Genomic DNA, 15,291 nt, shown 5'->3' on the forward strand with positions numbered 1-15,291 from the left:
CGATCCATCCTCCTCATGCCTCGGACCACCGGACGAGCCCCATGGCAGTCATCTTTGTCTATGCTCTCTTCGCGGCGAGTTGTATCGGTGCGTTCTACCGCCCCTTCTACGGGGTCGCCGGGTACCTCGCGTTCGTCTCATTATGCCCTCAGTGGTCGTGGCGTTATACGCTGCCCGACCCCGACTTTGCATTTCAGAAGTACATCAGCGTCGCCACCCTGACGAGTTACACCCTCTCGGGTTTCAAGGGTCAACGGCTGGTCGGAAAGGCCCGCCAGGCCGCCCTTTGCGGCTTGGGGTTCCTCCTCCTCTGCTTCGTGAGCTCGTTTCAGTCGATCAAACCGGAAGCCTCGTCGTTCTATATCAGCACGATGGGGAAAATCTTCCTGATGCTCTACGTTGGCATTAAGCTCATCGATGACGAGCGGAAGGCAATGATCGCCGCCTGGGTCATCCTGGCGGGCGTGGGCTGGAACGCATGGTATCTGAACGCCGACTTTTTGAGCCGCGGTTACTCGCTCGTCAACTTGCCGGGGAACGAGTACGCGTTCATGAATGCAAATGGCTACGCATTCGTGCTCATGGTGGTGGCTATTCTGGGGGTCGCCGTCGGCGTGCTTGAGCAGCGGATTCCGAGATCGCTCGCAGCCCTCGCCGTCTCGCTCCTCTGCATTCACGCGATCTATATCCTCGAGTCTCGCGGCTGCATGATCGGGCTGTTGCTCTCGGCGGCGATCTTCTGCTGGTACCTTCCGAAGACCCACTCGGCGATGATGAGGGTCGGGATTGCCGCAGCCCTCGCGCTGGCGATTGCCGGGCCATCGGTGGTGAAGGAATTCATGTCGTCGTTCGAGGCCGAGCGGGATACGTCCGCCGAGAGCCGCTTCTATCTGTGGGACGCGGGAGCGCGCATCACCTTCGACTATCCGCTGTTGGGCGTCGGGCCCTGGGCCGGGGAATGGATCGTTCCGGCCTACTACCACTTCGGTCAGGATGTGCTGCTGTTGCCGAACAAGGCGCTCCATAATCTGACACTGGAGATCGCCACCGGGTGCGGCATCCCGGCCATGCTCGCTTATTTCGGTCTATTCTTCCTGCCACTACTCCCTCTGAGGAAGGCGGTGGTCCGCCCGGAGACACGGAATGTACACCGGATCATCGGGCTCGCTGGCCTCGCGACAATCCCCGGATACTGGCTCGCCAGCCAATTCAACAGCGGAGCCCTGATCGAGGTCCCGTATCTCATCCTCGGCCTGACGCTCGCGGTCGCGAATCAATGCACGATGGTCGCTGCGGATGTCGCCTCGGCCTCGACCGCCACGATTGGTTCGCCGAGTTACGCTGGCTCTGAAGCCCAATATCGTCGAACGACTTCCGGATAGGGACCTAGCCGCGGCCCCGATCTCCGGCGATTCGAGCCGGTGACGTGATGACCCGCCGTGTTCACTCGAGCGGCAAATCCCCAACCCGGCCCGCCCGCGTTATCCGATGAGATGGACGTCAAGCAAGCCGTTGATCGAGTCTCAGGATCGGGGAGTTGGTGACGATGGTCGATCCCCCTGCCGATGTCCTTTGCTGCGGCCGAAGGCCGGACCATGGTCCCGGCGAGGCCGGTACGGGCCGCGAGATGCCGGCGGAGCATCGGGGCGAGAGACTCCGGCGGCGTCTGAAGTGGATCCGGCGCGGGATTCACGCCGATCCGGCCAAGACGGCGATCCTCGCCGTCTGGAAGTGGTGCGATTGCGTGATCGTCTTCCCGAAGGTCCACGTTCATGCCTCGAGGGCGGCCTCGATCTCGGGGGCGGGAAGGCTGGAACTCGGGACTCGCTGGGACGGGTTGAGGTACCTACCCTCGGAGCTGAACCTCCAGCGTGACGCCAGGCTCTCGGTCGACGGCGAGTTCTCCATCTACACCGGCTTTCACATCTCCGTCTCCGGTGGCGCCGCCCTGACCTTGGGAAGCGGATACATCAACAATGGCGTGACGATTGATTGTTTCAAGTCGATCACGATTGGGAACCGCGTGGCCATCTCCAAGAATGTCACGATCCGCGACAGCGACAACCATTCCATCGATGGCGCCGGCGAAATCAGCGCACCTGTGATCATCGAGGACGACGTCTGGATCGGCCTGAACGCGGTCATCCTCAAGGGCGTGCGAGTCGGTGCCGGATCGGTCGTCGCCGCGGGTGCGGTGGTGACGAGGGATGTCCCGAGAAATTCGCTTGTTGGCGGTGTGCCGGCTCGCGTCATCCGAAGGGATGTAACGTGGTCTTGAGCCGGCCCATCCCCCGTCGCGACGCTCCCGACGGGCGGGCTTTGAGCGTGGAGATCGATCGAGATGAACGATCACGACCGCAGGCAAGTCACCGTGAGCGTGATCATTCCTGCCTACAACTCCGCGAAGTACGTCGTCGAGGCCGTCTCCTCAGCCTTGGCCTCGCGGGATGTCGAGCCGGAAATCATCGTGATCGACGACGGGTCGACCGACGACACGTGGGAAGCGCTCGATCGATTCGGCGACGTGATCCTCAAGGTACGTCAAGACAGGGGCGGGCCCTATCGGGCAAGGAACCTCGGAGCCTCGCTGGCCCGAGGCGAATGGCTCGCCTTCCTCGACGCCGACGACATCTGGAGCCCGGATAAGCTCTCCAGGCAACTTCAACTCGCGGACGATTCGACGGGCCTGATCTACACAGATCGGCTCAATTTCGGCGATATCCAGCACGTAGCGGAGCGACAGTCGGATTCCGTGACCCTCTGGGAAGGGGACGTGTTCAAGCCGCTCCTGCTCGGCAACTTCATCACTCTTTCGAGCGTCCTGATCCGCAAGGGCTGGTTCGATCGACTCGGTGGCTTCTCGGTGGAGCATCGAGGGGTCCAGGACTGGGACCTCTGGCTCCGGTACTCCGCCGAGGGCGGCCTCGTGAAGCTCTGCCGGGAGCCGCTGACTCACTATCGCTGGCACTCGAACCAGATGAGCAACGATCTGGAGACGCGGGCGGGAGAGCGCGAGGCTGTCATCCGCCGGATCCGAGCCACCGCTCGAGGGGTTCGGCTCCCGACCTCCGTGATCCGCCGCGCCATCGCCAATTCATGCGAGCTCACCGCCTGGCACGCCCTCGCCGCTCGACGTCGGGGAGCCGCCGGCTGGTACCTCCGCGCCGCCTACCATTGGCCCTGGAATCCGGCCGTCTACAAGGGGATTCTCAAGTGCTGCATCGGCCTGAGTTGATCGCCGCCTCGGGGCCACGCGTGCGGTTGCTGCCGGACTGCCGATTCCACGCCGGTCGCCGGGGGAGGCGGACTGCGTCATGAAGTCGGTCGCCAAGTTCCTTGTCGACGTGGTCGCGTCCTGCCTAGTACTCCCGTCGCTGCTGCTCTACCGGCTGGGGGGATGGACGATCGGCCCCGATCGGGCGTTCCTGGGATGGACGCAGGCGATGGCCCTGATACCCGGGCTCACCGGGGTCTATCTCCGCAGGGCCTTCTATCGGCTGGTCCTTCCCCGATGCGGATCCGGGTGTTACATCGGCTTCGGTACCCTCCTGTCGCACCCGTCGGCGGAGATCGGTCGAGATGTCTATGTTGGTCCATACTGCGGCCTCGGTGACGTGATCCTCGAGGATGATGTCCTTCTCGGATCCCACGTTTCAATCATCAACGGCGGCGGCCAGCACGGGATCGATCGGCTTGACTTGCCGATCCGCGAGCAGCCGGGCACCTGGCCGAGAATCACCATCGGCCGCGACTCGTGGATCGGGGACAGATCGGTCGTACTCGCCGATGTCGGTCGTCACTGCGTCGTCGGGGCGGGCTCCGTCGTCACCAGGCCGCTGCCCGACTACGCGGTCGCCGTGGGGTCGCCCGCGCGGGTTCTCCGCTTCCGAGACGGTTCGGACGGGGAACGCCAATCATCATCCGGCGAGGTCGATTCAATCGTCGTGCGGGCAACCGGGACCTGAGTGCAGGGGGCGTTCCCGAATGTGTGGAATCGCGGGCATCATGTACGCCGACCGGGATCGTCCTGTCGATTCGCGATCGCTGAAGGCCATGGCTGGCGCGATCGCGCACCGCGGGCCGGACGCGGAGGGGCTCTGGTCCGACTCGGGCATCGGGCTCGCACATCGACGCTTGTCGATCATCGACCTTTCTGGCGGCGATCAGCCGATCAGCAACGAGGACGGATCGGTCCAGGTCGTCTTCAACGGTGAAATCTACAACTATCAGGACCTCAGGAAGGAACTTGAGGCGCGAGGGCATCGCTTCCGGACGCGGAGCGATACCGAGATTCTCGTTCACCTCTATGAGGAACTCGGGGCGGGGCTGGTCGAACGCTTGCGGGGCATGTTCGCCTTCGCACTCTGGGACGCCGGCCGGGGCCAGCTGATCCTGGCCCGCGACCGTCTGGGGCTCAAGCCGCTCTACTTCTACCGAGGCCGGGAATTCCTGGTCTTCGGCTCCGAACTCAAGGCGGTCCTTGCCTATCCGGAGGTCCCGCGCCGGGTCGATTCCGATGCTCTCGAACAGTACCTGGCCCTGGGAATGGTCGCCGGCGATCATACTATCTTCCAGGGCATTGAGAAGCTGAAGCCGGCCCATGTCCTGGTCGTCAAGGCCGACGATGATCGGCTCGACGGGTCCCCGCACCGCTATTGGCAGCTCCGGATCGAACCGGACGATCGGCTTGGCCCGGACGAGTGGGAGGAGGCGATCCGATCAAAGCTCGAGGAGACGACTCGCATGCACATGATCTCCGACGTTCCAGTCGGTGCCTTCCTGAGCGGCGGGATCGACTCGAGCATCGTCGTTGGTCTCGCGGCAGCCGCCTCGCGGGGCCCGCTTCAGACTTTTTCGATTGGATTTAGCGACGAGCGATTGAGCGAGCTTCCCGACGCCCGCCGGGTTGCCGAACGGATCGGCGCGACGCACACGGAGGAGATCGTCACACCAGACGCTGTCTCGCTAATCGATGAGCTCACCCATTTTTATGATGAGCCGTTCGGCGACTCGTCGGCGATCCCCACTTATCTCGTTTCCCGGCTGGCCGCCCGGCACGTCAAGGTTGTGCTCTCCGGAGACGGCGGCGATGAGGCGTTCGGGGGCTACGCACGCTATGCTCACGATCTTGGCGAGGCCGCGGTTCGGGGCCGGATTCCCCGATGGGTCCGCCGGTCGGTCCTCGGTCCGATCGCCAGGACCTGGCCGAAGGCCGACTGGCTTCCCCGGCCGCTCCGCGCGAAAACGGCGCTGACGAATCTATCCCTCGACGCCGGCCCGGCCTACGCGAACACGCTGACCCTCTGCCGGCAGCCGCTCCGACGCCGGCTGATCGCCGCGGAGTTCCGATCGGTCCTCAACGGCTACGATCCGGGGCGACCCGTCCGCGAGGGCTTCGCTACGGCCCCGGAGTCTGATGCCCTCGGGGGAATGATCGCCGCCGACGTGGCCGTCCTGCTGCCCGACGATTACCTCGTCAAGGTTGACAGGGCGAGCATGGCCCACGGGTTGGAGGTCCGGCCGCCTCTGGTGGACCATGAAATGATGGAACTCGCCGCACGCGTCCCCTCCCGCTGGAAGGTTCGCGATGGTCAGACGAAGTGGATTCTCAAGCGGGTGGCACGCGGGTTGGTGCCCGAGGCGATCCTCGACCGGCCCAAACGTGGCTTCGAAATCCCGATCGACGACTGGCTCCGCGGCCCCCTCCGCCCGATGTTCGAGGCCGCCGTTCTCGACCGTGGCGCCCGTGTTGGTGAGCTGATCGACCGCGACGTCGCCCGGCGAGTCTACCGGTCCCATCTCGCGGGGACGGGTCGCCAGGGTTCGGTGTTGTGGAGCTTGCTCGTGCTCGCCCGCTGGGCGGATCGTCATCTTGGATAAATTGCGGTCGTGCTTGTTCCCTGGTCGGTTAACCGGCCTGGACGGTCCTCGGCGGCCTTCAGCCGTCGACGCAATGAGCCCGTCGATCGTCCCTTCAAGATCGCCCTGCCGGTCGTCTTGGACATCGCGACGCTCTCTTCGGTGGCCAGCCGCGGCCGCCACGACCATTGGCGACGATCGCCGGTCGGTTAGCCCGGGCTGATCGCGTCGTTCGCACGATCGCTGGTCATCCCTTCTGCTATCCATCCCGGCCGATTCGAAACCTCAAGAATTCAAGCGAGTTCCATGCTCGATCAGTCCATCATGACGGCGGATGTCGGAGAATCGGGACACTGGGCCTCCCGGATGTCCGCGCCCTTGGTAGTCGAGTCGTCGATCTCGACCTCGACGAGCCAGCCCATCGCGATCGGCATCCCTTTCGCCCGGGGCCTACTGCCGTGGGGTCGCCCCGTATTCCTCGTCGATCCTTCGGGCCGCCCGATCTCGCTACAGACGATACCGACTGCCCGATGGCCCGACGGGAGCGTCAAATGGATCCTCCTGGAATTCATTCTCGGCCCCCTATCCCCCGGCCCGGCGACCTATGCGGTTCGATGGGGAGCCGGGAAAGAGGAAGTTGGCAATCTGGCCGAAGATTCGTCGTTCCGGATTGTCGAGGAGAACGGATCGGTCTTGATCCGGACGGGGACCGTCACGTTCGTGCTCGACTCCGGCGTTCTCCGCCCGTGGTCGCGGGTGGAGATCGATGGTCTATCGGTGCTGGAGCCGGGAGGATCGGCGATCTTGCTGACCGACCGACGGGGCCGTCGACATCGTCCTCAGATCGAGCGGACGCAGCTGGAGTCGAGTGGCTCGGTAAGGGCAACCCTGCGATTCGATGGGAGGCTAGGACACCGAAGAGAGGGCCTCCGATTTCGAGCACGCCTCTCCTTCTTCGCCGGCTTGCCCGTCGTCCGGTTGGACCTAACCCTCCATAATCAGAGACGCGCCCGCCATGCGGGCGGCTTGTGGGATCTGGGAGATTCGGGCTCGATTCTCTTTCGCGACCTCTCGCTTCAACTTGGCCTGGCCGGTCCAGGGGCGAGGCCGATCTATTGGTCGGAGGAGTCGGATGGCTTGCTCAAGTCGTCCGGCTCGGGTCGTTTCGCGATCCAGCAAGGATCGAGTGGCGGCGAGAGCTGGCAGAGCCGAAATCACCTGAACCGCCGAGCGGAAGTCACTCCCACCATTCGTGGATATCGGGTCGACGTCGACGGTGCTCAATCCATCGGCCTGAGGGCGAGTCCCATCGTCACCGTCCGAGGCTGCGATTCCGGCGTGACGGTTGCAGTCCCTCGGTTCTGGGAAGAGTTCCCGAAGGCCATCGAGGCGGAGGGGGAGAGTCTCCACGTCAGGCTGTTCCCCGGTCGGATAGGCGACCTCTTCGAACTTCAGGGGGGCGAGCAGAAAACGCACACCATCTGGGTTCATTTCGGTTCGAGCGAGCCATCGGGCATCCAACCGCTGGAGTGGGTCCACCGGCCGGCTCGAGCCCGCGGCACGCCCGATTGGTACGCCGACTCGGGGGCGATCCCGTATCTGCCCTCGGCGTCCCTCCCGCATGATGATCGTCGCCAGTCGTACTTCACAGCCGTCGTCGAAGGTCCCAATAGCTTCTTCGCCAAGCGAGAAGCGATCGACGAATACGGCTGGAGGAATTTTGGCGAAATATATGCCGATCACGAGGCGGCATCCTACGACGGGACGCCGCCGATCATCTCCCATTACAATAACCAGTACGATGTCGTCCACGGCCTCCTGGTCCACTACCTCCGGACCGGCGACGATCGCTGGTTCGATCTAGGCGACGGACTGGCCCGCCACGTCGTTGATATTGACACATACAAGACGACGAGGGATCGGGCCTCCTACAACGGAGGCTTGTTCTGGCACACGGATCACTATCGGGATGCGGCGACGGCGACCCACCGATGCTATTCGCGGGCCAACCTATCGCCAGGGGTGGGACCGTACGGTGGCGGTCCCAGCAACGAGCACAACTATGCGACCGGGTTGCTGCACTACTATTACCTGACCGGTGATCCGCTGGGGTCGGAGGCCGTCGTTGGCCTGGCCGACTGGGTCATCGGCATGGATGATGGCTCCCGCACCATCTTAGGGGTGATCGACGATGGTCCCACCGGGTTCGCCAGCAGCACCTACTCGCCGGACTATCACGGACCGGGTCGCGGTGCGGGCAACTCGATCAACGTTCTTCTCGACGCCTGGCTCCTCACCGACTCGCGGTCTTACCTGGACAAGGTCGAGGAATTGATCCGGCGCGTGATCCATCCGGAGGATGATATTGCAAGCCTCGAACTGATCGACGCCGAGCGCCGATGGTCCTACACTGTCTTCCTGTCCGCGTTGGACCGCTATCTCGGGCTAAAGGCCGAGGCTGGCCAGCTAGACGACTCGTACGCCTATGCTCAGGCCGCGCTGGTCCACTACGCACGGTGGATGGTCCAGTACGAGGTCCCCTACCTCGACCACCTCGACAAGCTGGAGTATCCCACCGAGACCTGGGCGGCGCAGGACCTGCGCAAGGCCAACGTCCTGCGGCTCGCCTCCGCCCACGTCGATGAGTTGGCCCGGGCCGCGATGCTCCAGAAGGCGGACGCTTTGGCCGACCGGTCCTGGTCGGACCTTGACCGGTTCCCAACCCGGTATGTCACGCGGTCTCTTGCGTTGGTGATGCTTGAGGGGCTTCGCGACGCTGGCCTCCGTGCCCGCCCGCCGGAGACGGCGCCCCGGTCGCCCTTCCCCGGCCGGTTCGGCCGACCCTCCGTCTTCGTCTCACAGAAGCGACGCGTCTTCGCGAGTTTGAAGTCGCCCCGCGGGGTTGTCCGGCTCCTGACCGCACTGGCCAACCCGCGCCGTCTTCTCGCGGCAAGGCGGCAAGGAGGGCGCGGCGAGGCCGCGGTCCAGGGATGAACGATGTCACACGTCGGCCGACGATCTGTCAGGTCCTACACACCCTCAACGTCGGCGGCGCCGAGGTCCTGGCAGCTCGGATGGCTCGGTCGCTGCGAGACGAGTTCCACTTCGTCTTCGCCTGTCTCGATGAGCTTGGGACACTCGGCGAGGAACTGAGATCAGAGGGTATTTCGGTCGAGGTGCTCGGCCGCCGGCCCGGTCTGGATGGTGGTTGTGCGGTCCGCCTTGCCTCGATGATCCGTCGCGAGCGGGTCGACCTTGTCCACGCCCATCAGTACACCCCTTACTTCTACGCCGCGCTGGCTCGTCGACTCTGTTGGGGCCCCGCGGTCTTATTCACGGAGCATGGCAGGCACTTCCCGGACTATCCACGTCGCAAACGAATGCTCGCCAATCGATTTCTGCTCGCTCGCCGGGACCGCGTGATAGGCGTCGGCGGTTCCGTCCGGGAGGCATTGATCCGCAACGAGGGCATCCCGGCTGGTCGGATCGAGGTGATCTACAACGGGATCGACCTCGCTCCTTTCGCCGCAGGCACGGGGCGTGAGTCGGCGCGTCGCGAGTTGGGTTTCGGCCTGGATGACCTGGTGATCTTCATGGTCGCTCGGCTCGATCGTCTGAAGGATCATGCGACGGCCGTCCGCGCCTTAGATAGGGTTGCGGCCAGGCGTCCCGATGTCCAACTCTGCCTGATCGGCGACGGTCCGGAGCGCGAATCAATCCGGCAAGAAGTGGATCGCCGAGGACTTGGCGGTCGAGTTCACCTCCTGGGCATGCGGACCGACGTACCTCGGCTGCTGCCGGCCGCCGACATTCTCCTGCTGACCAGCATCAGCGAGGGGATCCCCCTGACGATCATCGAAGGGATGGCCGCAGGCCTGCCCGTAGTGGCGACGCGAGTTGGAGGCGTCTGCGAAGTGGTCGACGACGGCGTGACGGGTCTGCTCGCGGCCGCCGAGGATGCCGACGCGCTAGCCGCCGCGATTCTCCGACTGGCCGTAGACCCTGAGCTTCGCCATCGCCTGGGCCGGTCGGGCCGCGAACGCGCCGTTGCGTTGTTCTCCGAAGATCGGATGAACCGGGCCTACCGACGGATCTATAAGGAGGCCGCCCTTGGCCGCGCCGGATGACCTGCGAGTCCCTCCGTTGCTCGTCTTCGCCGACGACTGGGGGCGGCACCCGTCGAGTTGCCAGCACCTGGTCGGTCACCTCCTCGATCGCTCGGAGGTCTGCTGGGTGAATACGATCGGCATGAGGCCCCCGACGCTAGACCTGGCGACCCTACGCCGCGGACTCGAAAAGGTCCGGCAGTGGCGCGGGGCTCCACGACCTTCGGGATCGAGACCGGTGAAACCGCTCGTCCTGAGCCCCAAGATGTGGCCTTGGTTCCGCTCGGATTTCGACCGTCGCCTCAATGCGAAGCTCCTCTGCCGCCAGCTCGACCGCTGGGTCCGATCACGACCGGAGCCGCCAATCGCCCTGACGACCATCCCGATGATGGCCGACCTCATCGGCCGCCTGCCGGTTGGCCGGTGGGTCTACTATTGTGTCGACGACTTCTCGGAGTGGCCTGGCCACGACGGCAAGTCCGTGCGGACGATGGAGGAGGTCCTCGCTCGCCGCGCCGACATCCTGATCGCGGCCGGACCTGTCCTCCGCGATCGCCTCGAGGCACTCTCCGGACGGACGCCCGAGTTGCTGACTCATGGCGTCGATCTGGAATTCTGGAAGGAAGGCGGCCTTGGCGGCCCGATGCCGGAGCTCGATGGTTTAGAGCGGCCTCTCATCGTGTTCTGGGGGTTGATCGATCGACGGATTGATGTCGATTACCTCGCTGCACTGACCGACGATCTGAAGAAAGGGACCGTCCTGCTGGTCGGTCCTGAATCTCAGCCCGACCCGCGGCTCCGCACCTTTCAACGGCTGGCCATCCTGCCTTCAATGCCGTTGCATCGACTGCCGACGCTGGCGAGAGAGGCGTCTGTCCTCATCATGCCTTACGCCGACCTGCCGGTCACACGGGCAATGCAACCGCTGAAACTCAAGGAGTATCTGGCGACGGGCCTACCCGCGGTCGTCGCAGACCTACCGTCGATGCGCCCCTGGGCTGACTGCCTGGACGTGGCGGCCACCCCCAAGGCTTTCGCGGCGGCCGTCCGCCATCGGATCGAGACGGGTTTGCCGAAGGACCAGCGGGTCGCCCGCAACTGCCTTGCCAAGGAGTCGTGGTCCAATAAGGCCAGTGACTTCGAAGTAATGGTGATGGGGACCGAGACTCGGCCAGCCCTGAGGTCTACGATTCGGGCGTGAGATTCGGAGATCCAGGAGGAATAATGCCTGAGCTTCCCGTGGTCCTCGATGCGAGGGTGGTCACCGGTGTTGGCGGCGGACCCGAGAAGACGATCCTCAACTCGCCTCGATTCCTCCGGCCGGCCGGCTACCGGATGCTTTGCGCCTACATGAATCCGCCCGGAGACCCTGGCTTCGATCAGCTCATGAGAAGGGCCGACGCCCTCGAAGCCACGCTTGTGTCAGTGCCCGATCGAGGTCCCTGGGACCTGGGCGTTCTGGGCCACATGTTGCGGATCTGCCGCCGTGAACGGGTCGCAATCTGGCATGGCCATGACTATAAGAGCAATCTGATCGGCCTGCTCCTGCGGCCATTCTGGCCGATGCGGCTCGTCACAACTGTCCATGGTTGGGTCCATCGAACCCGGCGAACTCCCCTCTATTACGCGATCGACCAACTTTGCCTGCCCCGCTACGAGCGGGTGATCTGCGTCTCCGACGACCTATTCTCCCGATGCCTGTCTCTGGGAGTGCCGCCCGATCGATGCATGCTCATCGAGAACGGCATCGACACCGACCAATTCGCCCGCCGCACCGACAAGGCCGAGGCGAAGAGGCGGCTGGGAATCGCACCCGATCGGTTCGTCGTCGGGGCCGCCGGTCGGCTCTCGGCGGAGAAGGGTTTCGACCTACTGATTCGCGCCCTCGGCGCCCTGCTGGAATCAGGGCGGGACCTCACGCTGCTGGTGGCCGGCGAAGGGGACGAACGCGCCAGAATCGAAGCCTTGATCGGCGAATTGAGCCTTGGCGATCGAGTCCGGCTGATGGGCTTCCAGGCGGACGTCCTCCCGCTCTTCGAGGCGATCGATGTCTTCGCGCTGAGCAGCCTGCGCGAGGGCCTACCTAACGTCGTCCTTGAGGCGATGGCCATCGGGGTTCCTGTTGTGGCTACTCGGATCGCGGGGATTCACCGCCTGATCCGAGAAGGGGAGAATGGCCTGACCGTCGAGCCTGGATCGGTGGATGCCTTGGCCAGGGCCATCGGTTGGCTCCAGGACCACCCGGACTCGCGAGTCCGCCTCGGCTCGGCTGGGCGAGAGTCCGTCGAATCGAGGCATGACTTTGGCGCCCGGATGCGGCGCATGGCCGACGTCTACGACGAATTGCTCGGGCTGACTGCCGAGGCTACCACGGCCGGGCGGAGCGTCTCATGATGTCATCAATTCGTGAAGATATAGTGATACGCATTTACCAAGCTGCACCCCCGGCCGGGCATTTCGATCGCTGGGAAACATTCGTCCGCGGCCGGGATCGGGCTGCGTTAAGCTACCATCCGGCATGGCCTCAAGTCTTGGGCCTTGGGCTGAGGCATGCCCCATATTGGATCGAGGCCTCGACGGGCGACGAGATCTGCGGCCTCCTGCCGCTTTGCCTCGTCCGCAGCCTGCTTTTCGGCCGCTTCTTGGTCGGGCTTCCCTATCTGAACTATGGTGGCCCGATCGCCGAAAGCGACGAAGTGGCCGGCTCTCTGATCGACCGCGCCGTCGAACTAGCCGGGCAACTCGGGGCCAGCCGGCTCGAACTGCGTCATGAGTCGGTCGTCGATCATCCCGCACTGATGACTCGAGCCGGCCATAAGGTCAACATGAAGCTAGCCTTGGCCTCGACGACAGAAGGACTCTGGAAGGCCCTCGGATCGAGCGTCCGCAATCAAGTCCGTAAGGGAGAGAAGTCGGGACTGACGGTCCATTGGGGTGGCGAGGAACGGCTGGCCGAGTTCTACGACGTCTTCAGCCGAAATATGCGCGATCTAGGGACACCGGTCTTCGGTCAGTCCTTGTTCTCGAGCGCACTCCGGGCCTTCCCGGGGCAGGCCGAGCTGTGCGTCGTCCGAATTGGGCCTCGCCCCGTGGCCGCCGCGATGCTCCTTCACGGCTGGGGGATCACCGAGGTCCCGAGCGCCAGCTCGCTCAAAAAATTCAACAACACTTGCGCAAACATGCTGATGTATCACAGGCTGTTGGCCAGGGCCATCGAGAGAGGCCAGGCGGTCTTCGACTTCGGCCGGTCCTCGCCCGAGAGCCCGACCTTCCGATTCAAGAAACAATGGGGAGCCGAGCCGCACTCGGCCAACTGGCAATATCTCCTGAATGCCGGTGGCGTCGCGGATACCAGCCGCGAAGACCCGCGGTACGAGCGACTTATTCGGATCTGGCGGCGGTTGCCCGTCCCTTTGACCCGTTGGATCGGGCCGCCGATCGTACGCGGTATACCTTGAGTTCCTCCCGGTGCACGCAGGCAGATCCTCCGAGCAATCTCGTAGGACTCGCCAGCTTGATGATCGATCGGGTGTATCGAAATACGACATCTCCACGCGTGCCCCGGGCATGGAAAGCACCGCGCTGTCTATGGGCGATGACGAGCCCTGCCGTCGAAGCTCAGCCCCGGCGAGCGGGACTCGCAAATTCAATGATCGGTCTCCGCCAGGTCAGGCTCGAACCGATCCGGCGGCTGCGGTCGGTCCGATCAGCCCCCATGATCGCCACCCTCACCAACCCGGTCCACGCCCTCTCCCCGACCGGCGTGGCCCGGGAAGATTTCCGACGCGAAAGGATTGAACGACCATGAAAGTCGTCTTGTTCTGCGGTGGCCTTGGCATGCGGATCCGGGAGTATCCCGAGCCGGTTCCCAAGCCGATGATATCGATCGGCTACCGCCCGATCCTGTGGCATCTGATGAAATATTACGCCCACCACGGGCACCGGGACTTCATCCTATGCCTGGGCTACAAGGCGGATGTTATTAAGCGATACTTCCTGAACTACGACGAGTGCGTCTCCAACAATTTCGTCCTGTCGAGCGGTGGAAAGGACATCAAACTCCTGAACAGCGATATCGACGACTGGAACATCACCTTCGTCGACACGGGAATCAACTCCAACATCGGGCAGCGGTTGAAGGCTGCCGAGCCCTATTTGGATGGGGAATCCACCTTCCTGGCGAATTACAGCGATGGATTGACGGACCTGGCCCTGCCCGAATATGTCGACCACTTCCTCGAGAGCGGCAAGGTCGGCAGCTTTCTCTCGGTCCGACCGCCTCAGAGTTATCACCTCGTCTCGGTCGAAGGCGACGTTGTCAGCGGCGTCCAGCCGATCAGCGGGGCCGGGATTTGGATCAACGGGGGCTTCTTCGCATTCAGGAAAGAGATCTTCGACTATATGGAGGAGGGGGAGGAATTGGTGGAGGAGCCTTTCCGCCGACTCATCGAGGAACGCCAGCTCATCACAGAGCGGTTCGAGGGGTACTGGGGCTGCATGGACACCTTCAAGGACCGGCAACAACTCGACGACCTATACACTCGAGGCGCGGCCCCTTGGGAGGTCTGGAAGTCCGCAGGGCGCACGGCGGGTGGCCTGGCCGGCCCTGGGAGGAACGGGGCTGAGTGCAGAAAGGTCCTTCTCGCCCATGAATAATCTGAACCTCTCGAGGCCGGATGGACGAACCTATCGGATCCTCTGCCTCGGGGCTCACAGCGATGACATCGAGATCGGCTGCGGCGGGACGATCCTGTCGCTCCTCGGTCAGTTTGCCGAGGTGTCCGTCCGTTGGGTCGTCTTCAGCTCGGACGAGACGCGGGCCCAGGAGGCGAGAAAGAGCGCCGACGCGTTCCTCGCCCGGGCGTCGAGTCGTACCGTGATCGTTAGGGATCACCGGGACGGTTTCTTCCCGTTTCTCGGCGCACGAATCAAGGAGGAATTCGAGGCGTTGAGGCGGGACTTCGACCCGGACCTCGTCTTCACGCACTACCGGGACGACCGCCATCAGGACCATCGCCTGATCTCCGACCTGACCTGGAACACTTTTCGAGACCACCTCGTCCTGGAGTATGAAATCCCGAAGTATGACGGCGACCTCGGCACGCCCAATTTCTTCGTTCCTATCGACGAGGAGATCTGCACTCTCAAGGTTCGCAATCTTCTCGAGCATTTTCCTAGTCAGGGAGGGAAGCGCTGGTTCGACGAGCAGACTTTTCTATCGCTTATGCGAATCCGAGGGATAGAGTCCAACTCACCGAGCCGTTACGCCGAAGCCTTTCATTGCCGCAAGGTCGTCCTGGCCTGAGGCCGCTCAAAGCCCGCCGGG

General features: G+C 63.7%; 11 protein-coding genes and 1 pseudogene. All 12 read left to right on the forward strand.

The genetic code is table 11. The features are described from left to right. Nucleotides 1-41 precede the first annotated feature (41 nt). Nucleotides 42-1,382: an O-antigen ligase family protein gene (locus P12x_RS29770; RefSeq protein WP_435011865.1), complete on the forward strand. Its 1,341-nt coding sequence runs from the start codon at nucleotides 42-44 to the stop codon at nucleotides 1,380-1,382. Nucleotides 1,383-1,546: 164 nt separating this feature from the next. Then, on the forward strand, nucleotides 1,547-2,278 hold the full coding sequence (locus P12x_RS29775; RefSeq protein WP_435011866.1) for an acyltransferase: 732 nt from the start codon (nucleotides 1,547-1,549) through the stop codon (nucleotides 2,276-2,278). A 63-nt stretch (nucleotides 2,279-2,341) separates the two neighbouring features. After that, entirely contained in the window at nucleotides 2,342-3,235 is an 894-nt protein-coding gene (locus tag P12x_RS29780) for a glycosyltransferase family 2 protein (protein WP_435011867.1), read from the forward strand. Between the two features lie 208 nt (nucleotides 3,236-3,443). Continuing rightward, a pseudogene (locus P12x_RS29785) lies at nucleotides 3,444-3,821 on the forward strand (acyltransferase); the annotation flags it as partial. A 163-nt stretch (nucleotides 3,822-3,984) separates the two neighbouring features. Next, nucleotides 3,985-5,880: an asparagine synthase (glutamine-hydrolyzing) gene (gene asnB, locus P12x_RS29790; RefSeq protein ID WP_435011903.1), complete on the forward strand. Its 1,896-nt coding sequence runs from the start codon at nucleotides 3,985-3,987 to the stop codon at nucleotides 5,878-5,880. A gap of 285 nt (nucleotides 5,881-6,165) precedes the next feature. After that, nucleotides 6,166-8,853, forward strand: a complete 2,688-nt coding sequence (locus P12x_RS29795; RefSeq protein WP_435011868.1) for a hypothetical protein — start codon at nucleotides 6,166-6,168, stop codon at nucleotides 8,851-8,853. Beyond that, a complete protein-coding gene (locus tag P12x_RS29800) occupies nucleotides 8,850-9,986 on the forward strand; it encodes a glycosyltransferase (protein WP_435011869.1) in 1,137 nt (378 codons plus the stop codon). The genes P12x_RS29795 and P12x_RS29800 overlap by 4 nt, the downstream gene beginning before the upstream one ends. Next, entirely contained in the window at nucleotides 9,970-11,166 is a 1,197-nt protein-coding gene (locus tag P12x_RS29805) for a hypothetical protein (protein WP_435011870.1), read from the forward strand. The genes P12x_RS29800 and P12x_RS29805 overlap by 17 nt, the downstream gene beginning before the upstream one ends. Nucleotides 11,167-11,189: 23 nt before the next feature. Next, the gene (locus P12x_RS29810; RefSeq protein ID WP_435011871.1) at nucleotides 11,190-12,359 is read left to right on the forward strand and encodes a glycosyltransferase; all 1,170 of its coding nucleotides are present in this window, start codon (nucleotides 11,190-11,192) and stop codon (nucleotides 12,357-12,359) included. Next, nucleotides 12,359-13,423, forward strand: a complete 1,065-nt coding sequence (locus P12x_RS29815; RefSeq protein ID WP_435011904.1) for a FemAB family XrtA/PEP-CTERM system-associated protein — start codon at nucleotides 12,359-12,361, stop codon at nucleotides 13,421-13,423. Before P12x_RS29810 ends, P12x_RS29815 begins: the two co-directional genes overlap by 1 nt. 346 nt (nucleotides 13,424-13,769) lie before the next feature. Next, a complete protein-coding gene (locus P12x_RS29820; RefSeq protein WP_435011872.1) occupies nucleotides 13,770-14,621 on the forward strand; it encodes a glucose-1-phosphate cytidylyltransferase in 852 nt (283 codons plus the stop codon). After that, a complete protein-coding gene (locus P12x_RS29825; RefSeq protein ID WP_435011873.1) occupies nucleotides 14,614-15,270 on the forward strand; it encodes a PIG-L deacetylase family protein in 657 nt (218 codons plus the stop codon). The genes P12x_RS29820 and P12x_RS29825 overlap by 8 nt, the downstream gene beginning before the upstream one ends. The last annotated feature ends 21 nt before the right edge of the window (nucleotides 15,271-15,291 follow it).

The organism is Tundrisphaera lichenicola (assembly GCF_051175385.1).
Classification (GTDB): domain Bacteria; phylum Planctomycetota; class Planctomycetia; order Isosphaerales; family Isosphaeraceae; genus Tundrisphaera; species Tundrisphaera lichenicola.

Bases quoted from the DNA above. Each gene is read 5' to 3' on its own strand.
- P12x_RS29775 (WP_435011866.1), top strand. From the start codon at position 1,547: ATGGTCGATCCCCCTGCCGATGTCCTTTGCTGCGGCCGAAGGCCGGAC.
- P12x_RS29795 (WP_435011868.1), top strand. From the start codon at position 6,166: ATGCTCGATCAGTCCATCATGACGGCGGATGTCGGAGAATCGGGACAC.
- asnB (WP_435011903.1), top strand. From the start codon at position 3,985: ATGTGTGGAATCGCGGGCATCATGTACGCCGACCGGGATCGTCCTGTC.
- P12x_RS29810 (WP_435011871.1), top strand. From the start codon at position 11,190: ATGCCTGAGCTTCCCGTGGTCCTCGATGCGAGGGTGGTCACCGGTGTT.
- P12x_RS29815 (WP_435011904.1), top strand. From the start codon at position 12,359: ATGTCATCAATTCGTGAAGATATAGTGATACGCATTTACCAAGCTGCA.
- P12x_RS29800 (WP_435011869.1), top strand. From the start codon at position 8,850: ATGAACGATGTCACACGTCGGCCGACGATCTGTCAGGTCCTACACACC.
- P12x_RS29770 (WP_435011865.1), top strand. From the start codon at position 42: ATGGCAGTCATCTTTGTCTATGCTCTCTTCGCGGCGAGTTGTATCGGT.
- P12x_RS29825 (WP_435011873.1), top strand. From the start codon at position 14,614: ATGAATAATCTGAACCTCTCGAGGCCGGATGGACGAACCTATCGGATC.
- P12x_RS29780 (WP_435011867.1), top strand. From the start codon at position 2,342: ATGAACGATCACGACCGCAGGCAAGTCACCGTGAGCGTGATCATTCCT.
- P12x_RS29820 (WP_435011872.1), top strand. From the start codon at position 13,770: ATGAAAGTCGTCTTGTTCTGCGGTGGCCTTGGCATGCGGATCCGGGAG.